Annotated in this window: 28 protein-coding genes; 12 read left to right on the forward strand and 16 right to left on the reverse strand. The window is 66.4% G+C overall.

All coding sequences use genetic code 11. From position 1 onward, the window contains the following. The first annotated feature begins 89 nt into the window (after positions 1 to 89). The 3 genes from CI41S_RS04580 to CI41S_RS04590 are packed head-to-tail and all read left to right on the forward strand — an operon-like array spanning position 90 to position 2545. A complete protein-coding gene (locus CI41S_RS04580) occupies positions 90 to 1064 on the forward strand; it encodes a zinc-dependent alcohol dehydrogenase family protein (RefSeq protein ID WP_139857610.1) in 975 nt (324 codons plus the stop codon). Between the two features lie 15 nt (positions 1065 to 1079). Further along, positions 1080 to 2090, forward strand: coding sequence for an NADP-dependent oxidoreductase (locus CI41S_RS04585; RefSeq protein ID WP_139857611.1), 1011 nt, complete (start codon positions 1080 to 1082; stop codon positions 2088 to 2090). A 5-nt stretch (positions 2091 to 2095) separates the two neighbouring features. After that, positions 2096 to 2545 carry a DUF3237 domain-containing protein gene (locus CI41S_RS04590; protein ID WP_139857612.1) on the forward strand — a complete coding sequence of 150 codons (450 nt, stop codon included), beginning with the start codon at positions 2096 to 2098 and terminating at the stop codon, positions 2543 to 2545. Between the two features lie 128 nt (positions 2546 to 2673). On the opposite strand, the gene CI41S_RS04595 is transcribed toward CI41S_RS04590, so the two are convergent. Next, positions 2674 to 3003, reverse strand: coding sequence for a His-rich protein BRANT (locus CI41S_RS04595; RefSeq protein WP_244626403.1), 330 nt, complete (start codon positions 3001 to 3003; stop codon positions 2674 to 2676). A 321-nt stretch (positions 3004 to 3324) separates the two neighbouring features. On the opposite strand from CI41S_RS04595, the gene CI41S_RS04600 reads away from it, so the two are divergent. After that, positions 3325 to 3867, forward strand: a complete 543-nt coding sequence (locus tag CI41S_RS04600) for a tetratricopeptide repeat protein (RefSeq protein WP_139484261.1) — start codon at positions 3325 to 3327, stop codon at positions 3865 to 3867. A gap of 109 nt (positions 3868 to 3976) precedes the next feature. Here the strand turns inward: CI41S_RS04600 and CI41S_RS04605 are convergent, their stop codons facing one another. The 8 genes from CI41S_RS04605 to CI41S_RS04640 all read right to left on the reverse strand — a co-directional run bounded on the left by CI41S_RS04605 (position 3977) and on the right by CI41S_RS04640 (position 9917). Further along, complete coding sequence (locus tag CI41S_RS04605; protein ID WP_139857613.1) at positions 3977 to 4891, reverse strand: NAD(P)-dependent oxidoreductase; 915 nt, start codon at positions 4889 to 4891, stop codon at positions 3977 to 3979. Positions 4892 to 5059: 168 nt separating this feature from the next. Next, the gene (locus tag CI41S_RS04610) at positions 5060 to 5329 is read right to left on the reverse strand and encodes a hypothetical protein (protein ID WP_139857614.1); all 270 of its coding nucleotides are present in this window, start codon (positions 5327 to 5329) and stop codon (positions 5060 to 5062) included. A 136-nt stretch (positions 5330 to 5465) separates the two neighbouring features. Beyond that, complete coding sequence (locus CI41S_RS04615; protein ID WP_139858563.1) at positions 5466 to 5762, reverse strand: copper-binding protein; 297 nt, start codon at positions 5760 to 5762, stop codon at positions 5466 to 5468. A gap of 28 nt (positions 5763 to 5790) precedes the next feature. After that, complete coding sequence (locus CI41S_RS04620) at positions 5791 to 6252, reverse strand: cupredoxin domain-containing protein (RefSeq protein ID WP_139857615.1); 462 nt, start codon at positions 6250 to 6252, stop codon at positions 5791 to 5793. 54 nt (positions 6253 to 6306) lie between these two features. After that, a complete protein-coding gene (locus tag CI41S_RS04625) occupies positions 6307 to 7662 on the reverse strand; it encodes a multicopper oxidase family protein (RefSeq protein WP_139857616.1) in 1356 nt (451 codons plus the stop codon). A 13-nt stretch (positions 7663 to 7675) separates the two neighbouring features. Beyond that, the gene (locus CI41S_RS04630) at positions 7676 to 9103 is read right to left on the reverse strand and encodes a TolC family protein (protein WP_139857617.1); all 1428 of its coding nucleotides are present in this window, start codon (positions 9101 to 9103) and stop codon (positions 7676 to 7678) included. A 9-nt stretch (positions 9104 to 9112) separates the two neighbouring features. Further along, positions 9113 to 9409: a hypothetical protein gene (locus tag CI41S_RS04635; protein ID WP_139857618.1), complete on the reverse strand. Its 297-nt coding sequence runs from the start codon at positions 9407 to 9409 to the stop codon at positions 9113 to 9115. Between the two features lie 73 nt (positions 9410 to 9482). After that, complete coding sequence (locus CI41S_RS04640; protein WP_172627960.1) at positions 9483 to 9917, reverse strand: hypothetical protein; 435 nt, start codon at positions 9915 to 9917, stop codon at positions 9483 to 9485. Positions 9918 to 10183: 266 nt separating this feature from the next. Here CI41S_RS04640 and CI41S_RS04645 point away from each other — a divergent pair, with 266 nt between their 5' ends. Beyond that, a complete protein-coding gene (locus CI41S_RS04645; protein WP_139858565.1) occupies positions 10184 to 10402 on the forward strand; it encodes a GDCCVxC domain-containing (seleno)protein in 219 nt (72 codons plus the stop codon). A gap of 25 nt (positions 10403 to 10427) precedes the next feature. Here the strand turns inward: CI41S_RS04645 and CI41S_RS04650 are convergent, their stop codons facing one another. Then, positions 10428 to 12602, reverse strand: coding sequence for a xanthine dehydrogenase family protein molybdopterin-binding subunit (locus tag CI41S_RS04650; protein ID WP_139857619.1), 2175 nt, complete (start codon positions 12600 to 12602; stop codon positions 10428 to 10430). 2 nt (positions 12603 to 12604) lie between these two features. Then, positions 12605 to 13066 carry a (2Fe-2S)-binding protein gene (locus CI41S_RS04655; protein ID WP_139484592.1) on the reverse strand — a complete coding sequence of 154 codons (462 nt, stop codon included), beginning with the start codon at positions 13064 to 13066 and terminating at the stop codon, positions 12605 to 12607. 192 nt (positions 13067 to 13258) lie between these two features. On the opposite strand from CI41S_RS04655, the gene CI41S_RS04660 reads away from it, so the two are divergent. Then, complete coding sequence (locus CI41S_RS04660; protein WP_139857620.1) at positions 13259 to 14140, forward strand: LysR family transcriptional regulator; 882 nt, start codon at positions 13259 to 13261, stop codon at positions 14138 to 14140. A gap of 36 nt (positions 14141 to 14176) precedes the next feature. Here CI41S_RS04660 and CI41S_RS04665 read toward each other — a convergent pair whose 3' ends face one another. After that, positions 14177 to 14749: a cysteine dioxygenase family protein gene (locus CI41S_RS04665; RefSeq protein WP_139857621.1), complete on the reverse strand. Its 573-nt coding sequence runs from the start codon at positions 14747 to 14749 to the stop codon at positions 14177 to 14179. Positions 14750 to 15091: 342 nt separating this feature from the next. On the opposite strand from CI41S_RS04665, the gene CI41S_RS04670 reads away from it, so the two are divergent. From CI41S_RS04670 to CI41S_RS04680, 3 genes are all read left to right on the forward strand, one after another. Then, positions 15092 to 15583, forward strand: a complete 492-nt coding sequence (locus CI41S_RS04670) for a peptidase associated/transthyretin-like domain-containing protein (RefSeq protein WP_139857622.1) — start codon at positions 15092 to 15094, stop codon at positions 15581 to 15583. A gap of 74 nt (positions 15584 to 15657) precedes the next feature. After that, positions 15658 to 16242: a ferric reductase-like transmembrane domain-containing protein gene (locus CI41S_RS04675; protein WP_244626404.1), complete on the forward strand. Its 585-nt coding sequence runs from the start codon at positions 15658 to 15660 to the stop codon at positions 16240 to 16242. 17 nt (positions 16243 to 16259) lie between these two features. After that, positions 16260 to 17207, forward strand: coding sequence for a fumarylacetoacetate hydrolase family protein (locus CI41S_RS04680; protein WP_139857624.1), 948 nt, complete (start codon positions 16260 to 16262; stop codon positions 17205 to 17207). Between the two features lie 196 nt (positions 17208 to 17403). On the opposite strand, the gene CI41S_RS04685 is transcribed toward CI41S_RS04680, so the two are convergent. The 3 genes from CI41S_RS04685 to CI41S_RS04690 form a co-directional block, all read right to left on the reverse strand. Beyond that, positions 17404 to 17622: a hypothetical protein gene (locus tag CI41S_RS04685; RefSeq protein ID WP_139857625.1), complete on the reverse strand. Its 219-nt coding sequence runs from the start codon at positions 17620 to 17622 to the stop codon at positions 17404 to 17406. A 268-nt stretch (positions 17623 to 17890) separates the two neighbouring features. Continuing rightward, positions 17891 to 18022 (reverse strand): hypothetical protein, encoded by a 132-nt coding sequence (locus CI41S_RS44920; RefSeq protein WP_283813061.1) that lies wholly within the window; start codon positions 18020 to 18022, stop codon positions 17891 to 17893. A 310-nt stretch (positions 18023 to 18332) separates the two neighbouring features. Further along, positions 18333 to 19907, reverse strand: a complete 1575-nt coding sequence (locus CI41S_RS04690) for a S10 family peptidase (protein WP_139857626.1) — start codon at positions 19905 to 19907, stop codon at positions 18333 to 18335. Between the two features lie 158 nt (positions 19908 to 20065). Between CI41S_RS04690 and CI41S_RS04695 the strand changes: the two genes are divergently transcribed. The 3 genes from CI41S_RS04695 (at position 20066) to CI41S_RS04705 (ending at position 22134) form a co-directional block, all read left to right on the forward strand. Further along, positions 20066 to 20845: an NAD kinase gene (locus CI41S_RS04695; RefSeq protein ID WP_139484583.1), complete on the forward strand. Its 780-nt coding sequence runs from the start codon at positions 20066 to 20068 to the stop codon at positions 20843 to 20845. 155 nt (positions 20846 to 21000) lie between these two features. Next, entirely contained in the window at positions 21001 to 21546 is a 546-nt protein-coding gene (locus CI41S_RS04700) for a response regulator (protein WP_139484582.1), read from the forward strand. 9 nt (positions 21547 to 21555) lie between these two features. Further along, a complete protein-coding gene (locus tag CI41S_RS04705; RefSeq protein ID WP_139484581.1) occupies positions 21556 to 22134 on the forward strand; it encodes an Hpt domain-containing protein in 579 nt (192 codons plus the stop codon). A gap of 54 nt (positions 22135 to 22188) precedes the next feature. On the opposite strand, the gene CI41S_RS04710 is transcribed toward CI41S_RS04705, so the two are convergent. After that, complete coding sequence (locus CI41S_RS04710; protein ID WP_139857627.1) at positions 22189 to 23367, reverse strand: DUF2336 domain-containing protein; 1179 nt, start codon at positions 23365 to 23367, stop codon at positions 22189 to 22191. Positions 23368 to 23487: the final 120 nt, after the last annotated feature.

Genomic DNA, 23487 nt, shown 5'->3' on the forward strand with positions numbered 1-23487 from the left:
CACCCGCATGCGCGGGTGATGACATCGAGCAAATTGAGCAAACCAACCCATCATCCTGAGTACGAACAAAAACAATCTGGAGGAAACGCATGCTTGCGGTGCAGGTCGTCGATTACGGAAAACCGTGGGAAGTCGTCAGAACGATGGAGGCCACCGAGCCGCCGTCGCCTCCCCCAGGACAGCTCAAGGTCAAGCTGCTGGCCGCGCCGATCCATCCGGCGGATCTGCTGTTGATGCGCGGGCTCTACGGCAAGCGCCCGTCGCTGCCCATGGGCATGGGTGGCGAAGGTGTCGCCTCCGTCGTCGATGTCGGCGAGGGCACCGACTTCAAGCGCGGCGACCGCGTCATCATTCCCTACGGACATGATACCTGGGCCGATCATCTGACGATCTCCGCAAAACGCGCGGTCAAGGTGCCCGCCGGCATCGACGACGCGCAGGCGTCGATGGCGATGATCAATCCGTTCACCGCACGCCTGATGCTGACCGACTTCGTCGATCTCGCGCCCGGCGAGTTCGTGATCCAGAACGCCGCGAATTCCGGCGTCGGTCGCGCGGTGATCGCGATCGCCAAAGCGCGCGGATTGCGGACGGTCAACGTGGTGCGCCGCCCGGAGCTGATCGATGAGCTGAAGGCTGCCGGCGGCGATGTGGTGCTGGTGGATGGCCAAGACCTGCCGAAGCGCGTGGCCGCGGCAACCGGCAGTGCGCCGATCCGGCTTGGCCTCGAAGGCGTCGCCGGCGAAGCGATGCGCTCCCTCACCGGTACGGTCGCAGAAGGCGGCAAGCTGGTGGTCTATGCCGGCATGAGCGCGCAGCCGGCGGTGGCGTTTCCGCCGCATTTGATCTTCCGCGACCTCACCATCCGCGGTTTCTGGCTGATCAAGTGGTTCAGATCGGCGGATCCCAGATTGGTCGCCGAAATCCAGCACGAGGTGCTGCCGCTGATCGCAGACGGTTCGATCAAGGTGCCCGTCGAGCACATCTACCCGCTGTCGTCGGCCCGCGAGGCGATCAGCCACGCGGCGCGCGCCAAGGGCAAGATCCTCTTTACCGCGTCCTGACCTCTGGAGTTCACGATGCCTGCAAATCAGATGATCCTGCTCAAGCGCCGCCCGGTGGGCATGCCGACCGAGGCCGATTTCGAATTGTCCGAGCGCAGCACGGCCGGGCTCGCCGACGGCGAGGCGCTGGTGAAGACGCTCTATCTCTCGCTGGACCCCTACATGCGCGGGATCATGGACGAGAAGGATTCCTATCTCCCGCCGGTCAAGCTCGGCGAGGCGATGCGCGGCCACGTCGTCGGAATCGTGGTCGAGTCGCGGTCGGCGACGCTCGTGCCCGGCGACCACGTTCACGGCATGGGCGGCTGGCAGCACTACAACGTCGCCACTGCAGCCGGCACATGGCGCAAGATCGATCCGGCGCTGGCGCCGTTGCCGGCCTGGCTCGGGCCGCTCGGCCTGCCCGGCTGGACCGCCTATATCGGCCTGATGGACCTCGCCTCACCGAAGCCGGGCGAGACGGTAGTGGTGTCTTCGGCGGCCGGTGCCGTCGGCACGGTGGCGGGCCAGTTGGCCAGAATCGCGGGCTGCCGCGTCGTCGGCATCGCCGGCGGCCCCGACAAATGCCGCTATGTCGTCGACGAGGTCGGATTCGACGCCTGCGTCGACTACAAGGCCGGCAATCTCATCGGCGACCTCGCCAAGGCCACGCCCGACGGCATCGACATCAATTTCGAGAATGTCGGCGGCGCGGTGCTCGATGCGGTGTGGCCGCGGATGAACCGGTATTCCCGCGCGGTGGTGTCGGGCCTGATCGCACAATACAACCAGACTGCCCCCTCGCTCGGACCGGACTGGAGCACGCTCCTGCGCAATCGCATCAATGTGCGCGGCTTCATCATCTCCGACCACGTCGCGGAGATCCCGAACGCGGTCCGGCAGGTCGCCACGCTGTTGCGTGAGGGCAAGATCAGGACGCGCGACGACGTCGTCGATGGCCTCGACAAGGCGTCCTCAGCCTTCATCGGCATGCTGAACGGCAAGAATTTCGGCAAGCTGATGGTGCGCCTGGCCGGTGCGGAGTAACGGCAATGACTTTCGCTGACAGCCTGCCGCCGCCGGCACTGACGCCGATCTGCGAGGTTCTTGCCGAGATGGGTGAGCGCTTCGCGTTATCAGGCACGCCGCTCGGCGAGCGCGCGGTGTCGGAGGTCAACACGCTCCGGATCAGCGGCCGCCGCCTGAACGCCTCGCTGGCGGGCAAGGCCGCGGCCGACTGGCTGATCGTGGCGCCCGACCGTTCCTTTGCCATGCTCGACGTGCGCTTCACCGTGCGGACCGACGACGATGCGCTGATCTTCGTCCAGTACAACGGCCGCCTGCGCTTCTCGGCGACGGGACCGCACAGGGCCGTCGTCGCGCCGCGCTTCGAGACCGGCGATCCCCGCTATGGCTGGCTCAACAGCATCCAGGCGATCGGCACCGGCCTGTTCGATCCAGCGACGCGCCAACTCCGCTACGCCTTCTACGAGGTCGCCTGACCTCGTTCCGTGGCACAAGCGCAACCGGCCCGCCGCCATTGGGGAAGCAATGGACGGGCGGGCCGGGTCTGACATCCGAAGGACGCGGCGGGGCAATGTGGATCGAACCCGCGCCCTGCGGATCAGATTCAGCCGCGCTTGGCCGGCGCGACGTGCTTGATCGCGACCTTGCCGTGGACGTGGTTGGTCGCGTGCTTCGGCGCCTTCACCTTCAGCATAGCCATGTGCTTGTGGTGGCGGTGATGGCGATAGTGCTTGCTGTGATGACCGCCCATCTTGGCGTTGGCGTTCTGCACCTTCGACGGCAGCTGCTCGCTCTTGATCACGGGAGCGGGCTTGGTCGCGGGAGCGGTCTTGGTCGCCGGCGCGGGCGTTGCGGCCTTGCCGGTCTCGGCGGCGAGCGCGGGCGCTGCGATCACGGACAAGGCAAGCAGCGCGGCGGAAATCGTCTTGAGCATGGTGGTCCTCCTCTTCGGGATCGAGAGGTGTCCGGCCGGATGGTCGGCCTCGCCGATCAGTGCATGCGACCGTAGCGGCCGCGCACTGAACCCGTTCTGAAGGGCGCAGACGGACTTCATTCATCTGCATGACATTCATGTCATGTTCCGCGGGTGCGACAAAATCGTCAGTGCGACCGGGTCACACCAGTGCGACCGGGCTTACCGATCACGGGGAATCGTCGGGGCGGCGGGAATGTTCCGAGACCATGGGTGTTCAAGTCAGCGGGCTTCGGTGTACGATTACCGAGCACGATCAGAAACGATCAGGAGCGACAGAGAATGAGAAAGACACGGTTTTTGACCCTCGCGGTGCTCTCGGCGGCCCTGGTGGCCAGTCCCGTCATCTCGGCCTATGCCGCGGGCGGCGACAATCCGTCACCGCCGGCGTCCGACAGCAACACCAAGGGCAAGAAGTCGAAGAAGGACAGGAGCTCGGCGATCGACGATCAGAAGTTCCTGGCCGGCTATCGCGCCGCCTACGCCACGATCTACGATCGTCACGACTACACGGCCGCGATCGATCAGCTGAAGGCGCTGGGCCAGGACGACCGCGCCGACGTCGCCAATCTGATCGGCTACTCCTATCGCAAGCTCGGCGACTACAAGGTGTCGCAGGTCTGGTACGAGCGCGCGTTGAAGGCCGATCCCGCGCATGTGCGCACCTGGCAGTATTACGGCCTGTGGCAGGTCGAACAAGGCAACCGCGATCAGGCGCAGTATCACCTGAACAAGATCGCCCAGCTCGCCGGCACCAACAGCGACGAATACCGCTCGCTCGCCGCGGCGATGGAAAAGCCCCCGGGCACCGGCCTCGTCTATTGAGCGATGCGTGGGGTGGGCAAAGGCGCATAGCGCCGTGCCCACCGTGCTCGCTGCACCAAGCCGGCCAGTCGCCACGACTGCGCCGGCTTTTTGCTACCCATCCTACGGCCTACAGCCTGCGATCGGCCAACGTCGCCAGCTTCGCGGCATATGCATCGAGCACGTCGTCTGCGCTATACGCCGGCCGCGCCGCAAAATCGTCGCGCAGGCCGAGCCCTGCCGATGTCCTGAGCCGCGCAGCCGTAGCCTCCGTCATGATCGGCTGCAATCCGATCTCGCGCAGCCCCTCAACAACACCATCCATTTCCACCGCGCGGCGCTCGGCGTGCAGCACATCGGTACGCACGCACATGTCGACGAACTTGCTGTAGCGTGTCGCGTCCATCGGCTCGCAGATGCCGCGCAGCGCCTCGTTGCGCACGCCGGCGAGCGATGCGGCAGTCAGCGCTTCCACGATCAGCGCCTCCATGCCTTTGGTCACCACGCTGCGCAGCATCTTCACCGCCGCCGCCGTGCCGGCCTGCGGACCGGCGAGCTCGATGGTGAAGCCGAGCGGCGCAAATGTCTCGGCGAAGCGCACCGCGCCCTCGCCGGAACAGTATAGCGGCACCGCGGCGCCGTAGATGCTGACCGCGCCCATCAGATTGGCATCGACGAAGCTGCCGCCACGCGCCGCCACCGCGTCGCCGACCAGGCGCTTGGCCCTCGGCGTCGAGGCGTTGATGTCGATCACCAGCATACCCGGCCGGACCCGCGCGGCGATCGCCTGGCCGACCGGCACCGCTGTCGCGACCACCACCGCCGAAAACACGACATCGGCACGCGCCATCAGTTCGTGCAGGCTGTCGAGCAGCTCAACGCCGTGCGCCGCGGCCATGCTACGGAACGCCTCGGGGTATGGCGGATGGTTGGTTTTTCCTTCGCAAAACACCAGTGGCGCGGCTGCGCCTTTGCTGACGAGATGGGCCGCGAAGCACTGCGCTGCCTCGCCGAAACCGACAAAGCCGATCCTCTGTTGGGTCATCGCAACCCTCCGCGTCATGCTGAGCGCCCGATCGCTCGCGCTCGATCGGACAGCCGATACGAGGCAAGAAATGTGCCGGGGGATCGCGCTGCGTGGATGGGTAGTACGAAGCTGTGAACAGTCAGGCCGCAATCGGCGGCTCGGGCGCGCCGCGGCCGGTCTGCGGGTTTATGGATAGTGCTCGTTGCGCCGGTCGGGTTTCGGCCGATTTGCACCGACGGTGCTGCCGCCGGCATCGGGCTTGGCCGGACGCGCCGCCTGCTCGATCGGCGGGCCGCTGTCGCCGGTCTTCTTGTTGCTGTTCTGGGCCTGGCCCGTCGTCGTCACGTTAGCACCCTGCCCGGCCTGGGCGGGACCCGCCGAGGGACCCGAACTCTGCGCCAACACGGTTCCCGATACCACCAGTGCCGCCATCAGGATTGCCGCGTTGAGTCTCATGGAAGGGGTCCTTCTGCGCAAGATGCACAGCAACGCGCCAGCGCCGATCGCGTTCCCAGACGCGGCGCTGGCGCGGCAGAGTTAATGCTGACCTAACGGCGGCCGCAGCCCGGAGGACCGGCGGCCGCCGCCGGCCTCACCTCGCCTTCTGGATTTTGGTGACGGTGTAGCCGGCATCGCCTCCCTCGGCCTCGAACTGGACCTTGTCGCCGACCTTGACCTGCTTGAGCAGGCCCGGGTCCTTGACGCGGTAGACCATCGTCATCGGCTCATCCATGCCGAGGCTCTTGGCCGGGCCGTGCTTGAGGGTGATCTTGCCGGCGTTCTCGTCGATCTTCTTGACCTCGCCGCTGATCGGCGCGGCCTGCGCGAAGGCCGAGCCCAATGCGAGGGCGAACATGGTGGCGGCGGCAATCCGGATCGTCTTGTTCATCATGGCTGGTCTTTCTGTTCGCTGGTTGTCATTTCACGACGACGCGGCCGGTCATGCCGTAGTCGCGATGGTCGGGGATCAGGCAGGAATATTCGAACGTTCCGGCCTTGGTGAATTTCCAGACGATCTCCGCGGTCTTCTTCGGCGCCAGGCGGACGCCGTTCGGATCGTCATGCTCCATGTGCGGATGCTTCTTCATCACTTCGGCATGCTTCAAATTCTCCTCGGTGGTGGCGAGCAGGAATTCATGATCCTCGGTGCCGGCGTTACGGATCACGAAGCGGATCTGCTCGCCGCGCCTGACCTCGACGCGGAACGGCGTGAACTCCATCTCCTTCATCTCGATCTCGACCGTGCGCGACGGCTTGCTCGGATCGCCGGGCTCGCCGGCCGAGTAGGTTTCGTGACCGTGTTTTTCATGACCGCGCGAGGCCGCCGCGGTGACCGACAGCGCAGCCAGCGCGATGCCGATCCTGGTGAAGTGATTCATCGTTTCTCCATTTGGGTTTGATGCTGCTGTTTGTGAGACGACGGTTTCGATCCACTACATCTTCATTCCCTTCATCGATGGCTTGGCCTTTCGCTCGGGCGCTGGCGGCGGCTGCCGCGCGGGCTCGGCGGCCGGCGCCTCGACCTCATAGGCGACGGTGCCGGGCGGATGCTGGTACGCACCGGGGTCGGCGTAATCGTCGCGCGCGAGCCCGTCGCGGATCTTCATCACCGTAAACATGCCGCCCATCTCGATCGGCCCGAATGGTCCGGTGCCGGTCATCATCGGCAGCGTGTTGTCGGGCGCCGGCATCTCCATGTTGCCCATGGCCATGCCGGTCGATCCCATCACCATCGCGTCGGGCGCGAGCTTGCCGACCGCCTTCGCCAGATCCTGGCGCGACACGCCGATGAGGTTTCTGACGTCATGGCCCATCGCGTTCATGGTGTGGTGCGACTTGTGGCAGTGGAACGCCCAGTCGCCGGGATTGTCGGCGAGCATGTCGAACGCGCGCACCGCGCCGACCGGCACGTCGGTGGTGGTTTCCGGATATTGCGCACTCTCCGGCACCCAGCCGCCGTCGGTGCAGGTCACCGCGAAATTGTGCCCGTGCACATGGATCGGATGGTTGGTCATGGTCAGGTTGCCGATCCGCACGCGTACTCTGTCGCCGAGCCGGATCGGCATCGGATCGATGCCGGGATAGACGCGGCTGTTCCACGCCCACATGTTGAAGTCGGTCATCTCGTTGACCTTCGGCAAATAGGTGCCGGGATCGATGAGGTAGCTGCTCATGATGAAGACGAAGTCGCGGTCGACCGGGCCGAACGCCGGATCGCGCGGGTGCACGATGAACATGCCCATCATGCCCATCGCCATCTGCACCATCTCGTCGGAATGCGGGTGGTACATGAAGGTGCCGCTGTGCTTCATCTCGAACTCGTAGACGAAGGTCTTACCGGGCTTGATGTGCGGCTGGCTGAGGCCGCCGACACCGTCCATGCCGCTCGGCACGATCATGCCGTGCCAATGCACGGTGGTGTGCTCCGGCAATTTGTTGGTGACGAAGATGCGGACCTTGTCGCCCTCGACCGCCTCGATGGTCGGGCCCGGCGCCTGGCCGTTGTAGCCCCAGAGATTGGCCTTCATGCCCGGCGCGAACTCGCGCACCACGGGCTCGGCGACGAGATGGAATTCCTTCCAGTCGCCGTTCATCCGCCACGGCAGCGACCAGCCGTTGAGCGTCACCACCGGCCGGTAGTCCGGGCCGCTGGTCGGATGCAGCGGCGGCTGCATCACCGTTTTGTCCATGGTCGGCGCCTCCGGAATCGCGGCGGCCTGCACGCGCCCGCTGACTGCGCTTGCGGTGACCAGCGCGGCGGTCCCCAAAAATCCACGTCGTGAATACATCGGCTGTCTCCGTTCAGTGATCGCCGCCGGCCGCCGACTGTGCGGACGAGGCGATGGCGGATGGTGTCGAGGGCGAACTGGTCGCGGCGCCGCCGTTGATCGCGGTCTGCAGGTCGGATTGCGCGAGCCAGAAATCGCGCTTGGCGTCGATCGCCGCGCGCAGCGATGCAAGGCGCTGCCGCGCCTCGGTCAGCAGCGCGAACACGTCGACCTGCATGCTCGAAAAGCGCAGCTGCATCTCCTCGGTGATGATCTGGCGCAGCGGCAGCACCTCGCGCTGGTAGTGGCTGGCAATGTCGTAAGCCGAACGGTAGACGCGGTAGGCGTCGCGCGCCTCGGAGCGGACGTTGACCGCTTTCTCGGTCAGGCGATTCATCGCCTGCCGGTAGGTCTCCGCCGCCTGGCGCACCCGCACCTCGCCGCCGTCGAAGATCGGGATCTGGAACTGGACGTCGAAGCCGCGCTCGCGGAACGGCGGGCTTTCCGGATCGTGCGTGCGCTTGTCGATCCCGGCGACGTCGAGCAGGGTGACGAAGCGCGTCGCCTCGGTGAGGTCGAGCGTCTTGGCGAGCGCGACGAGGTCCATCCGCGCAATCTGCAGATCGACACGATGGCTGACGGCATCGACTTCGATCGACGGCTGCTGCCGCGGCCGCCGCGGCAGCGCCGGCAGTGTGTTCGGGATCCGGAAGCCGAGGTCGCCGTCCCACAGCCCCATCAGCCGCGCCAGCCGCTCGCGCGCGCTCGCGGCATTCTGCCGCGCGCTGGCGAGGTCGGCGGTGATCTCGGCGTAAAACACCTGCTCGCGGGCCTGGTCGAGCTTGTTCATCGCGCCGGTCTCGCCGAGCTTTTTCGCAAGCTGCGCGGTCGATTCGGCGGTCGCCTTGGCGTCGGTGAGCAGCACGACCATCTCGCCAGCGGCAACCGCCGCGACATGCGCGCGCCGCACCTCGGCGGCGAGCCGCAGGGTGGCGAGCGCGGCGCGCAGCTGCGCCTGGCGGAACCGATCGCGCGCGATCTCGGAACGCGCCGGCAACGTCGCCAGCGCAAGGATGTCGCCGACCACCTGCCGCTCGACCTCGCTGGCGCCGTTGCCGGTGATACGCGAGATCGAGAACACCGGGTTCGGCGGCAGGCTTTCCGCGACGAGGTCGGTCTCAGCCAACGCCAGCTCGCTATAGGCCGCCTGCAGGCCCTTGTTGTTGAGCAGCGCGACCTGGACCGCGTGATCCGCCGTCAGGTTGTGCGCGAGCAGCCGTTTCACCGCAGCGTCGACGGTTGCGGCCTCGTCGGCGGAACGCACGAAGGCGACGTCCTTGCCGATGGCCCGCTCGGTCACGTCGGAGACGACGCCCATGCCGCGGTCGGCCGAGAACGAGGCGCAGCCGGCAAGCGCGGATGATGCCAGCAGCAGCAGCGGCGCGATGGTGCGATGTCGCATGGCGCCCTCCTACTGATTCGGCTTGGCCGGCGGCGTCACGCCGTCATTGCGCTCGCGCCACGGCAGCGGCGTCGCAGGACGCAGGCTGTCGTAAGGCGCAATGGTCGAGCGGTAGCCGACGCCGGCCGTCCGCGCCGACGGGTCCGCCGGGTGGCCGGCCGCGACGGTTTGCCTGCCGTCGGACATGCAGCCGGCGAGCAATGCGGCCGCCAGCACGGCGGCGGTCCGCGTCAGGAAATAGAGTTGGGTGCGCCGGCCACGCCTTGTGGCCACGGCGGCGAGCCTCGCCCCGAGATGCGACAACATGGATCTGTCCCGATCATCAATGAATCACAGGCCGCGCGCGATTGCGCGCCCGCGGCCACGACGTCAGCGATGATCAGGCGATGGGGGGACGATAGAGCCGGGCCGGCGCCTCGCTGCGCAGGCCCTGAGAGGCCTCGGCGATGCGCGTCGCGATCGGATGCAGCGGCGCGGCAACCGACGGAAGATCGGCCGGCAGCGCCGACACGCACATCATCGCGCAGCACGGCCCGGGCGAGTTCTTGCCGTCGTGGTCGTGCTTGGCGGGGATATTGGCATCGCTATCGGCGGCGTGATGCTGATGCATGGCGGCGTGATCATGCGCGGCGCCGCCGTCGTGGACCATCGCCACCGGCATCTCATGCGCATGCACCATGGCGACCGGCTGGACCTCGTCGGTCACGCACGGAAACGGCGCGCCGAACGCCAGCGCGAAGGACGGCGCGAGGACGCAAAACAGATAGGCCAGGATGATGGAACATCCCGCCCGCATCCGTCCCGACCTGTTCATTCGCACCAACACGCGCCTTGCGCCTCCGATCGTCCGCAAGCTAGCCGCAAATCGGCTCGCTGCAAACCGCCGTCAGCTATATACCCCCACAGGGTATTGTTCAATCCCGCGAATTCGTGTCGATACAAGGGAACTGCATCAAGCGAACCGCATCAAGCGCGCGGCATCACGATCGCGGCACACCACTTCCACGGCACGCGCGATCCTGCAAGGATGGTGACGTCATGGTTCCCGGCCGCCGCGCCGGCGACATCATCCGGCATCGCATGCAGCTCGTCTCGACCCTCATTTGCCCGGCTTGCGGATTTGCCGCCGCGGAGACTATGCCGACCGACGCCTGCCAGTTCTTCTACGATTGCAAGGGCTGCGGCAGCCGTCTCAAGCCCAAGGCCGACGATTGCTGCGTGTTCTGCTCCTACGGATCGGTGCCCTGCCCGCCGGTCCAGACCGCAGGACGCTGCTGCGATCAGGCGCGATCGGCCTGAACGCAGCAGCTTTGGCGCGGCGGCCTTACGCCTGTTTCAGCAGCGCCGGATCGATCGGCATCTTGCGCAGCCGCTTGCCGGTTGCGGCGAAGATCGCGTTGCTGATCGCCGGCACGATGCCCGACGTGCCGGTCTCGCCCATGCCGCCCGGCGGCTCCGTGCTCGGCACGATATGCACCTCGATCGCCGGCGCGGCGTCGATCCGCAGCATCTGGTAGCTGTCGAAATTGCCCTGCTCGACGCGACCGTCCTTCAGCGTGATCTCGCCATAGAGCGCGGCGGTGACGCCGAAATTGATGCCGCTCTGCAGCTGCGCCTGCACCGTGTTCGGATTGACCACGGTGCCGCAATCCATCGCGCAGACCACGCGGTGCACGCGCACCGAGCCGTCCTTGGCGACCTCGACTTCGGCGACCTGCGCGAGGTAGCTGCCGAACACGAATTGCAAGGACACGCCGCGGCCGCGCCCGGCCGGCAGCTTCTCGCCCCAGCCGGCCTTGGCCGCTGCAAGCTCCAGCGCCGCCTTGGCGCGCGGTGACTTGCCGAGCAGCGCGCGGCGATACGCTACCGGGTCCTGCTTCGCCGCCGCCGCCAGCTCGTCGATCATGCTTTCGGCGACGAACACGTTGTGCGAGGGCCCGACGCTGCGCCAGAACGCGGTCGGAATGCCGGGCGGCTCGACCCGCACATATTCGACGTGGAAGTTCGGGATGTCGTAGACCAGATCGATCGCGCCTTCGGTGGTATCCGGATCGAGGCCGTTGCGAAACACCGGCGGCGCCCAGCGCGCGAGCACCGACGATCCGGCGAACCGGTTGTTCCAGGCGACCGGCTTGCCCGCCGCATCGAGGCCGACGGAAATCCGGTCGAACCAGTACGGACGGTACATGTCGTGCTGGATGTCCTCCTCGCGGGTCCACACCAGCTTGACCGGCGCGTCGACCTGTTTGGCGATCTGCACCGCGCGGATCACGCTGTCGACCTCGAGCCTGCGGCCGAATCCGCCGCCGAGCAGATGATTGTGCACCACCACCTCCTCCGGCGGCAGGTTCAGCACCTTCGCCGCCACCGCCTGCGCGCGCGACAGCGCCTGGCTGCCGAGCCAGATCTCGCAGCCATCCGCGCGCACATGCACGGTGCAGTTCATCGGCTCCATGGTGGCATGGGCGAGGAACGGCAACTGATAGGTCGACTCGACCCTGGTCGCCGCGCCCGCCATCGCCTTGTCGGCGTCGCCGACATTTTGCGCCACCGCGCCCGGCCTGGTGGTGGCGGCCTCGAGCTCGCGCGCGATGTCCGCCGTGTTGAGCTTGGCGTGCGGACCGTCGTCCCACTCGATCGTCAGCGCGGCAAGGCCCTTCTTCGCCGCGCCCATGTGATCGGCGATGACGGCGACCGCATCGTCGAGCTGCACGATCTGGCGCACGCCCTTGACGGCTTTGGCCGCCGCGTCATCGACGCGCTTGACCTTGCCGCCGAACACCGGCGACTGCGCCAACGTCGCGACCTTGACGCCGGGCGGCCGGGCATCGATGCCATACATCGCGGTGCCGTTGATCTTCGACGGCGTATCGAGCCGCTTCGCCGGCGTGCCGATCAGCTTGAAATCGGCCGGGCTCTTCAGCGTCACCTGCTCCGGCACCGGCAGCTTGGCGGCATCGGCGGCCAGCGCGCCATAGCCGAGCTTGCGGCCGGAGGCGGCATGCAGCACCTCGCCCTTCTCGGCGCGGCAGGAAGCGGGATCGACTTCCCAGCGCTTCGCCGCGGCGGCGACCAGCATCGCCTTGGCGGTGGCGCCGGCCTTGCGCATCGGCTGCCACGAGCCGCGCATCGCGTTCGAATTGCCGGTGGCCTGCACACCGAGCAGCGGATTGGCATAGAGCTTGTCGCTCGGCGGCGCGTGCTCGAGCTGTATCTGCTTCAGCTCGACCTCGAGCTCCTCGGCGATCAGCATCGGGATCGAGGTATAGGTGCCCTGCCCCATCTCGACATAGGGCATGGTCAGCACGATGCGGCCGTCGCCGCCGATCTTGACGAAGGCATTCGGCTCGAAATTGTCGGACGCGGCCAGCGCACCGTCGCCGCCGGCGAGCGGCAGGCTGACGCTGAGCAACAGGCCGCCGCCGGCCACCGCCGTCGCCCGGAGGAAATTGCGCCGCGACAGCTCGGCCGCGCGCTCGGAAAGATTCGTCAGCGTCATGATCAACCTCCCGACTGCGCAGCTTGCTTGATCGCTTCGCGAATGCGCACGTAGGTGCCGCAGCGGCAGATATTACCCGCCATCGCGTCGTCGATATCGGCATCGGTCGGCTTCGGCTTGCTGGCGAGCAACGCCGACGCCGACATGATCTGCCCGGACTGGCAGTAGCCGCATTGCGGCACCTCGTGCGCGAGCCAGGCGTCCTGGATCTTCTTGCCGGCCGGCGTCTTGCCGACCGCCTCGATGGTTGTGATCTTGGAATCGCCGATGCTGTCGATCGTGGTGATGCAGGAGCGCACCGCGGTGTCGTCGAGATGCACCGTGCAGGCGCCGCACAGCGCCATGCCGCAGCCGAACTTGGTGCCGGTCATGCCGAGCACGTCGCGCAGCACCCACAGCAGCGGCGTATCGCCGTCGGCGTCGACCGAATGACTGGTCCCGTTGATATTGATCTGGAAGGCCATCGCGACACTCCTGTCCTGGTTCGGCCTGCAAGGACGCTCGCGCGGTCGCCCCCTCCGGGCGCGGTCGGCAAGCATTTCGCATCAATCCGGCGCGCTGGTCGCGCCGATTACTCACTCGTGGTAATAAATCCAATTCCGGCGCCGCGTTAGTGACGCCCTGTTCCATTATGAAAGAACCATTGGTTTATAATCATGGACCGACTGACCAGCATGGCCGTATTCGCCAAGGTCGCCGATCTCGGCTCCTTCACCGCGGCGGCCAAGGAGCTCCGGATCTCGCCGACCATGATCGGCAAGCATATCCGCTTCCTGGAGGAACGGCTCGGTTCGCAATTGATCAACCGCTCGACGCGGCGGCAGAGCCTGACCGAGCTCGGCCGCAGCTACCTCGATCACTGCAAGCGCCTGCTGGAAGAGGCCGAGGCCGGCGATGCGCTGGTCGAGGAAGCGATGAGCGCGCCACGCGGCAAGCTCCGCGTCGCCACCTCGGTCGCGTTCGGCTCCTACAGCCTGGCGCCGGCGCTGGTGCGCTTCATGAAAATCTATCCCGAGGTCACGGTCGACCTCGTGCTCAGCGACAAGATGGTCGACCTGCTCGAGGAAGGCCTCGACGCCGCGATCCGGGTCGGCACGCTGACCGACTCCACCATGATGTCGCGCGCGCTGTCGCCCTACACCGGCGTGGTCTGCGCCGCGCCGAGCTATCTCGCCGAGCGTGGCACGCCGGCGCATCCGCACGACCTCGCCGGCCATGAATGCCTGCGTTATCCCGGCTGGTCGGACGGCCAGCGCTGGACCTTTCTCGGGCCCGACGGCGAAATCCATGTCGACGTCAAGAGCCGCCTCACCATGAACAGCACCTTCGCGATCCGCTACGCCGCGCTCGCCGGCGCCGGCATCGTGTTGATGCGTGACGAGCTGCTCGCCGGCGATATCGCCGCCGGCCGGCTCAAGGTGCTGCTGCCGGACTACCGGACGCAATCCCGCGCCCGCCAGATCCTGTGGCCGAAGCACCGCAAGATGACGCCCAAGCTGCGCGCGCTGATCGATTTTGTCGTGGAGACGTATGGGTGAGGCAGCAGGCTGCGCTTGCTGATCCTGAATGAATCCTCAGCGTGCGCCGCCGGGATGATCTGCCTCGTAGCGGGCAGCCGCCGCCTCGAACATGCGTCGCCTCTGCTCGCGGTCCAGGCGGTGTTCCTCGAGGGTCAGCGCGTCCCACTCGCTGCGTTCGGCGGCAAAGAAATCGCCGCCATAGATGTGGATCGCGCCGGTCAGCCGATCGATCGGATTGATGACCGAGTGGATGATGTCGGCGCCGAACGCCACAGCGTCGCCTTCGCAAAGCGCCCGCGCGCCGGCGGCCTCGACCTTGTTTGGCGTATCGGGAATGCGGCGCCAGAAGATGTTGTCTTCGCGCCCCGAGTAAACGCCGATCATGGCCCACATCCGGTGATCGTGCGGCATCACCATCATGCCTGGCGCCCAGACCACGTTGAGGATCGTGAGCTTGTCCGAATGGAACAGCGCGCGGCTTTCTGGGCGCGTCGGCTCACCCAGCCCTCTGAGCACGGCCGCCGGGTCGGACACCGCGCGTGCAAGGACTTCACGAACCGCCTTGTGGGTAGGCTCCGCCGCAAAAGCTGCGCGACAGTCGGCGATGAATTGCTCGGGGTCAAACATACCAATCTCCTATGAGAGACCAATGGCTGCTAACTGGACCGTCTGCGAGCTGCCTCGCTTGAAGATTCCATGAACGCTTGAGCGACCGGGTCCCCTAACACACAACGGAGACAATCGGCTTGATGCGCACGCGCAAGTCCACCGCGGCGGCGGAACAAACTACCTCACCTGCTCCGCTTCGGCCATGCGATTTGCAGGCTCGGCATTTTGCGTTGCGAGACCGGCGCGCCATTCACAACACTTTTATTGCGACGCGTCGCGCGGTTCGCCTCCTTCAACTGGGCGACTTGCGTCTGTTGTTGTAGTCTTGGAGAAGCACCACGGACGTCACGAGGGTTTCACATGACCGCCGTCCTACTCAACCGCCGCACCCTGCTCGCTGCCGGCGGCTCCGTGCTGGCAGCATCCGCGGTTCCCGGGCTGCTGTTGCCGGCCCGCGCGCAGAACCTCGCACCGACCGCCTCGATGCTGGGCGGGTCCAACAACTACCTCGCGGGCGCGCCGGTCGTGGAGCGGATCGGCAAGGGTGGCTTCTGGATGAGTGGCACGGTGCGTCGCGCCGGCGATGGGGCGCCGCTTGCCGGGCAGCGCATCCAGATCTGGGCGCACACCATCGAGGGCCGCGAGCATGAACCGCATAGTCATGGCGCCACGCTCACCGACAAGAACGGCGCGTTCCGTCTCGAGATTCCGCAGATCATTCCCGTTTTCGGCCAGCCGCATGGCCACCTCGCCTATGACAGCGGTGAATTCAAGACCGTGTTCCTGCGTCCTGTGATGGGGAGCCCCAAGGATACCAGCCTGGAGGCGCACTTCGTCCTGCAGCCGGCCTGACCGAGTTGCCAACGACCGGATGGAGATGGCCCCGGGTAACCCTGATCTGGGTCGCCATTATTTTGGCCGTTGGCGTGCCGATCGCCGCCGCGGCGGCAAGCCCGTTGCTCGCGTGGCGCGATCCGCTCTACACCCTGGCCGGCTTCGCCGGGATCGTCGCACTCGGCGTCATGCTGTTTCAGCCTGTGCTGATCGGCGGATACCTGCCGGGACTGCCCGGCCGGATCGGCCGGCGCGTCCATCTGTTCACCGGAGCCACGCTGGTCGCGGCGGTGGTGATCCACGTCGGCGGCCTCTGGATCACCAGTCCGCCCGACATGATCGACGCCCTGACCTTCACGTCGCCGACGCCGTTCTCCCCGTTCGGGGTGATCGCGATGTGGGCGATCTTCGCCGTCGCCGTGTTGGCCGCGTTCCGACGGCGGTTGGGACTGCGGCCGCGAACTTGGCTCTTCGCGCATAGGCTGCTTGCGATCGTCATCGTGGTCGGGAGCGTGGTCCATGGCATACTGATCGAGGGGACCATGGAGATGGTCTCGAAGCTTGCGCTTTGCGCACTGGTCCTTGCCGCGACCGTCAAGGTCATGGCGGATCTCTGGATGTGGCGAAGGCGCGCGCGGTTGCGCGACCGGACCGACGTCGGCGCAAGCTCGGCATAAGGGGTGAGGAATACGCGATGAAGCTGGTCTATTTCGATGATTTCAAGCTCGGCGTGCTGAAGGGCGACGCCGTGGTCGACGTCAGTGCCGAGGTCAAGGACATCCCGCATATCGGCCCGGGCGATCTGATGAACGGGCTGATCGAGCATTGGGGCAGCTATATGCCGCGGCTCGAGGCGGCGGTCGCGCGCGGCACCGGCGTGCCGCTGTCCGGCATCCGCATCCGTCCGCCGGTGCCGGGCCCGCGCACCATCGACTGCATGGCGGTCAACTATATGGAAGATGGCACGCGCAGTGCGCCGGCGCCGATCAACGCCTTCCACAAATCGCCGAGCGCGATCATCGGCCACGGCGACACCATGGTGCTGCCCGACGTGCCGGCCACGATCTTCGAGGGCGAAGCCGAAATGGCGGCCGTGATCGGCAGGAAATGCAGCCATGTCAGCGAAGCCGAGGCGATGAGCTACGTGTTCGGCTACATGAATTTCGTCGACGGTTCGGCGCGCGGCCTGCCGCCGTCGAACAACGTGTTCTTCCAGACCAAGAGCCGCGATACCTTCGCGCCGATCGGCCCCTATCTCGTCACATCAGACGAGATCAAGGACCCGCAGTCGCTGCAGATCAGGCTGTGGAACAACGGTGTGCTGATGCAGAACTTCAACACCGACGACATGGGCCACAAGATCGCCAAATGCATCGCCTGGCTGTCGAGCATCCACACACTGCTGCCCGGCGACATCGTCGCCACCGGCACCAATCACCGCGGTCTCAACCCGTTCATGGACGGCGACACCATCGAGCTGGAAACCGAAGGGCTCGGCCGCTTGCGATTCGGCGTGAAGGACGAGCTGAAGCGCGGCTGGGCGCGCAAGACCCGCCTCCAGATCCACGAAGAGGTCAGTGAGAAGACCCCGGGCGCCTACCCGGATTACACCCCGCAGCTGACCGGCAAATACGCGAAGTAGGCTTCGGGCGTAGCCCGCACGAGCGAAGCGATATGCGGGACCGCGTGTAACCCGCATGTCGCTTCGCTCATGCGGGCCACGCTTGCTTTCTGATCGATCTTGTCGTGGAGACGTATGCGTGAGGCAGCCGGCGGACGAGGACGCGATCCCCACCCCGCCGACTGCCTCGATGTTGCGACCCAGGCCAATTTGGAGATCAAGCGCCGAGGCTCACGCCCATTCCCGAGCTCACGTGCGGTTTCTGATCGGGCGTGAACAGCCGTTGTGTGGCCTCGGCGTTCGTCGCGCAGCGCTCGAGCCAGCGAGCCACGAGAACATCTATCCGCGCGGCGAATCGGCGTTGCGCCGCGGCCAGCACAAGCCGCGGGTCCAGGGTCTGATCGAATGGTCTCTTGACGTCGTTGCGGGCGTTCATCCTGCCCTCCTGCCGTTTCGGCGGAGGGAGCGGCCTGCGCCGAGTGTTACACTCTTGCCTTGCGGATCAGCCCGGCCTGGAGCTGAAAATTCGGACCTCGTGTCATCGCGGACACGCACGACCAATCGGCCAGCCGAATAAGCGGCCAGACGCGGGCGGCGGTCTCTACGATATCTGCGCGTGCGTTACGCATGACGGGTCCTCAAGAGTGCGGGCTGTTTCACCCGCGGCGAATGTGATGATCTAAGCGCAGAGAAAAGTCAGCGCGTCAAATGTTTTGTGGTTGCAAGGTGCGGAATCGTCGCGCGCTTGCAATTTTCGGAACGCCGGCGCGGCCGACCGGGTTCGAAAATTTCCTGCCATCGTCAGGTGGCGAAAGTCGCGGCGGCTTGCTCGTCATGTCCGTCTCCCCGGAAGGAGCCATCCCTGGGACGGGTCGGCATGTGAAACGAAATGCAAAGCTCGGACAAATCATGTCACGAGAATGCGAAGCTATATCCCCCTCCACACTGTCATCGCCCGGCTCGACCGGGCGATCCAGTACGCCGCGACCTCTCGGCTCAATCACTGCTGTCTCTGGAATACTGGATCACCCGCCTTCGCGGGTGATGACACCGCGGTTGTTGATGGTGAATCGAGAACCATCCCCAACGTCGTCCCGGCGCAGGCCGGGACGACACCGGAATTGGGCAGCGAGCGACGCACTCCCCTCACCTCATCAGCGCCTCAACCTCTTTGCGGAACGCTTCGCGCGAGCCGTCGCGGGAGTAGAACATGTGGCCGCCGGGGTAGACCATGAGCTTGCTGCGATCACGGCCGGCGAAGGCTGGCAGCTGGTCGAGGATGATCTGCGAGGCGAGGTAGGGCGTGGCGAGGTCGAACAGGCCGTGGCCGATCAGGAGCTTGAGTTTTGGATCGAGCGCCAGCATCTGGCGCAGCTGCGTCACCGACTCCGCCGGGTTGATGCCGTGGCCGAAATCCCAGGCCTTGTTCACGCTCTCGCTGAGCAGATGATAGGAGCCGTCCGGCCGCCAGTTCAGCTTGCGCGTGGTGAGGTCGACGGCGGCGCTGGTGAGCGGCGCCATCAGGGGATCGCCGGAGGGATCGTTGAAATGGAAGTAGCTGGAGTCGGGATAGGGATCGAAGCCTTCGACCGAGGCATCGTAGCGTCCGGTCACCTTGCCGTTCTTGCGGTCGAACTCGCGGCGGAATTCGCCGATGTCGAAGCGGCCGGCGAGCCGGCGGCTCACCGCGGCGTCGATGCCGGTCAGGCTTGCGACCTTGTCGGCGAGCCGCGTGGTGGCCTCGCTGTCGGCCTGGCCCTTGATGAGGTCGAGCAGGAAATCGCCTCGCGCGTAGCGCTCGACATCGGCGAGATCCTGGCGCGTCACCGGTCCCTTGGCCTGGCGCGCGACCGCGGCCATGGTCGGCAGGCTGTTGACGTATTGCAGGATGCTGGAGCCGGCATATTCGCGGAAGTCGAGCACCGGCGAGATCAGCACAAGGCCGCGGACGCCGACGCCCTGCTGCATCTGCAGATTGCGCACCACTTTCGGTCCGCGGATGCCGCCATAGCTTTCGCCGGCGACATATTTCGGCGACGGCAGCCGGTCGTATTTTTCCAGCCAGCGGCGGATCACCAGCGCCACCGCATTGGCGTCGCCGTCGACGGAAAAGAAGCGCTTGCGCGCCTCCTCGGACGTGGTGACGAAGCGGCTGTAGCCGGTGCCGACCGGATCGACGAAGACGAGATCGGTGAAGTCGAGCCAGGTCTCACCGTTCGGCACGAGGTCGGGCGCTGCCGAGGACACTGCGCCGTCGCCCTGGAACGAGAGCCGCCACGGCCCGGCGCTGCCGAATTGCAGCCAGGCCGACGACGAGCCGGGACCGCCGTTGAACAGGAACGTCACCGGGCGGTTCGCCTTGTCGGCGCCGTCGAGCTGGTAGGACGTATAGGCGATGTCGGCGAGCGGCTCGCCCTTGTCGTCGAACACGCGGATCGAGCCGGCGGTGGCGCTGAAGGCGAGCGTCCGCCCGGGCAGCGCGACCTGTTGCTTGGTCGAGGCGTCCGGCGGCAGGCGGTGCTGTTCGGCGACAGGCGTGCTGGCGGGGGTGGCGGCGCCGGCCTCGCCGCGCCCTGCCCGCCCCTTCTGCCCCGCGGGGGCCTGCGCGCTCGGCGAGGGCGACGGCGATGGCTGCGGGGCCTCGTCATCGGCCCGGGCTGCGGCCGCCAGGCAGACCACCAGCAGCGCGGCCGCGAGCCGTGTCGCAAAACTGTTAGCCATGTCGTTCACTCCCTGCGCCCGGTAACGATTCCAGCCGCGAACTGCGTTAATTTGGCGGCTCCGGCGAGGCAACGGTCGATCGGGGGACCATCTCGACAAGGCCGCGCAGGATGTATAGACGAGCGCGGCGTAGTCCGGGCCAAACGAGTTCGTGAGCGATGAACAACGCCAAGCGGTATGACAGGATCGCCTTCGTCGCCAGCCCGAGCGCAGAAGCGCAATCGGCGCTCGCGCAGCTCACCGCCATGTACGGCAACCTTCCGGTCGACGACTCCGACGTCGTGGTCGCGCTCGGCGGCGACGGCTTGATGCTGCAGACGCTGCACGCCCATATGCGCACCGGCAAGCCGATCTACGGCATGCACCGCGGCACCGTCGGCTTTTTGATGAACGAGTATTCCACCCACGACCTGCGCGAGCGGCTGGCGTCGGCGCGGGAGTCCTTGATCAATCCGCTGCTGATGCGCGCCACCGACATTCACGGCGCCGTCCACCTGCATCACGCCATCAACGAGGTCGCGCTGTTCCGCCAGACTTACCAGGTGTCGAAGCTGCGCATCTTGATCGACGAGCATGAGCGGATGCCCGAGTTGATGGCCGACGGCATCCTGGTCGCGACGCCGGCAGGATCGACCGCCTACAACCTCTCGGCCCAGGGTCCGATCCTGCCGATCAATGCGGCGCTGCTGGCGCTGACCCCGATCAGCGCGTTCCGGCCGCGGCGCTGGCGCGGCGCGCTGCTGCCGAACTCCGCCTTCGTGGTGATCGAGGTGATCGAGGGCGAGAAGCGCCCGGTCGCGGCGGTCGCGGACCATGACGAGGTGCGCGACGTCCGCCGCGTCGAGATCCTGTCCGACAAGACGATCGCGATGCGGATGCTGTTCGACCCCGGCCATTCGCTGGAGGAGCGTATCCTGCGCGAGCAGTTCGGCACCTGAGCCATGGATCCGAAAAACCGGGTACCGGTTTTCCGAAGAGATCCATGCAACAAGGAGGCGGCCCGGCCCGGCAACCATTCATTAACCGCGGGCGGGATATGGTTAACGTGGGGTAATACCGCATTGGCGAGGTAGTGCCCGTTCAGGGCCGGACCATGTATCGCATCGATTTCAACAAGCTGCGATTTCTGATTTGCGACGACAATCCGCACATGCGCCGCATCCTGCGCACGCTGCTGCATTCGTTCGGCGCGCGCGAGGTCTATGAAGCCGAGGACGGCGCCACCGCGCTCGAAATGTACACCCACTACGTGCCCGACATCGTCATCACCGACTGGTCGATGCCGATCTTCGACGGGCTCGAGCTCGCGCAGATGATCCGGCAGCCGGAATCCAAGGGCAACCCCTATGCGCCGATCATCATGCTGACCGGGCATTCCGAGAAGCGCCGCGTCACGGTCGCGCGCGACGCCGGCGTCACCGAATTCCTGGCAAAACCGATCTCGGCCAAGGGGCTCTACCAGCGCATCCTCAACGTGGTCGCCAATCCGCGGCCGTTCATCAAGACCAAAACCTATTTCGGCCCCGACCGCCGCCGCAACACCACCAACACCTATATCGGCCCCGAGCGCCGCGGCAGCGGCGAGGTCGAGGTGCTGCAGCAACCGTCGCTGCTCGAGAAGGCGCGCACCACTATCTAGGATACCGCCATGGCGAAAGAGAAGCCCGGGATGATCGAGGTCAAGAGTTTCGGCACCCATCACGTCATCACGCAGCCCAATCCGCTGCGCAAGATGCTGCTGCGCGTGCCGGACAGCGACCTCGACGATCCCGTGGCGCGCGCGGAGAAGGCGCTCGCCGGCCTGTCCGGCGAGTTCAAGCAATGGATGACGATCGAGGCCGACCGCCTCTCCGCGGCGCATGCCGCGATCAAGCGCGACGGCTTCAACGACCGCACCCGCGAAGAGCTGTTCCGCGCCGCCCACGACATCAAGGGCGACGCCGCGACGTTCGGCTATCCCTCGGCGGCGGCGGCGGCGGAGAGCCTGTGCCGGATCATCGAGCACGCGCCGGATCTCGACGCCGTGCCGGCCGAGCTGATCGCCCACCACATCAACGCGGTGCAGGCGATCGTGCGCGAGCGCACCAAGCTCGACACCGCGGTGGTAGCCGGCGTGCTGAGCAAGCAGCTGCGCGGCATCGCCGACGAATTCCTGACCCACGCCAACCGCGACCGCCCCGAGCATCTCGAGGCGATTTTGGCGCCGAGCATCGTGCCGAACGAATAGCGCCGCCGCGATTGCGGCGGCGGTTTTGCCGTTGCTCTCTCGCCGGGATGCGGCCTAGGCCGCGATCAAATCGTCGTAAGGCACGACCGCAACGGCGTCTTCCGCGACCAGCTCGTCGCAGAACATCCGCGCATCCTCGCGCGCCGACTCGGTCGCAAACCGCCGCAGCAGGATCAGCAGCGGTTCGGCCGCCGAATGATCGGTTTCGCAATGGGTCAACACCCGCTCCACCATCCGCCGGTGCAGCCGCGCCGCACCGTCGCCGGTATCGACATAGCCGATCTCGTGGCTGGCCTCGAGCGCGACGCGGAACGCCGCATAGGTGGTTTCCGGCAGGCCGGCCTTGCGCAGCAGCGCCTGCAGCCCGCTGCCGCCGCGGTCGTTGAGCAGCGCGGAGACGCGGCCGTAGGGCAGCCCGGACAGTTCGGCGAGCGCGGCGCCGAACAGATCGAGATTGCCGGACAGCAGCGCGCGCAGGATCAGCCCCGCGGTGAGCTGGCCGGTGGCGCGCAGATGGGTGATCAGGTTCTGCATGTCGTCGCCGAAGGCGCGCGCGGCGATGTTCACCGTCGAGCGCTCCCGCGCCTCGCCGGCGATCCGTTCGGCGCGGTCGGCGCCGAGCCAGTTCCGCGCCACGACGAACTGCGCCAGCGTGTCGGACAGTTTTGCCACCAGCGCCATCCGGGTCACCGACGGCAGGTCCTCGAGCTCCAGCATCGATTCCCGGATCGCGGCGAGATGGCCGTGGCGCTCGACGATGCGGTCCCAGGAGAACGGCGCGAGCCCCGCATAGGGATTCTCGATCAGCTCCAGCGCCGCCGCCGCCGAGCCGACCTCGGCGATCGCGGCGGAGACGGAGGCCGGCAGGTTGATGCGGCGCGCGATCGCACATTGCATCTCGTCAGAGCCGGTCGCGACGATGTCGACCAGATCGGCATCGATCAACAGCGGCGAATGTTCCAGCACCGGCAGCGCGATCGCCGGCTGGTCGGCCGACAGCGCCCGCACGATCGCGGCCGGCGCCTCGGCACTGCGCGCGAAGACCTCGGCCATCGCCTGCCGCACCAAGGGCGACGGGTCGTCGAGCAGCATCAACAGCGCGCCTTCGGCGGCGATGCGGTCGTCCTCGGTGAGATCTGAAATCAGCCAGGCCCGCGCCAACGCTCGGGTGGCCTCCGCCCGCTCGCCTGCCGGAGCGGTTCTAATCCAACTAATGAACTGCCGAACGATCATGGTCCTGCCGGCTTACGCAACGAAACGGCATCGGACTGCGATGCCCCCTAAAACCAAAAATAAACCATGACGCTTAACAAAGGGTTCACCATAAACGTTTGGGATTATTGACGTTTCGTT

This window comes from Bradyrhizobium ivorense (assembly GCF_900696085.1).
Classification (GTDB): domain Bacteria; phylum Pseudomonadota; class Alphaproteobacteria; order Rhizobiales; family Xanthobacteraceae; genus Bradyrhizobium; species Bradyrhizobium ivorense.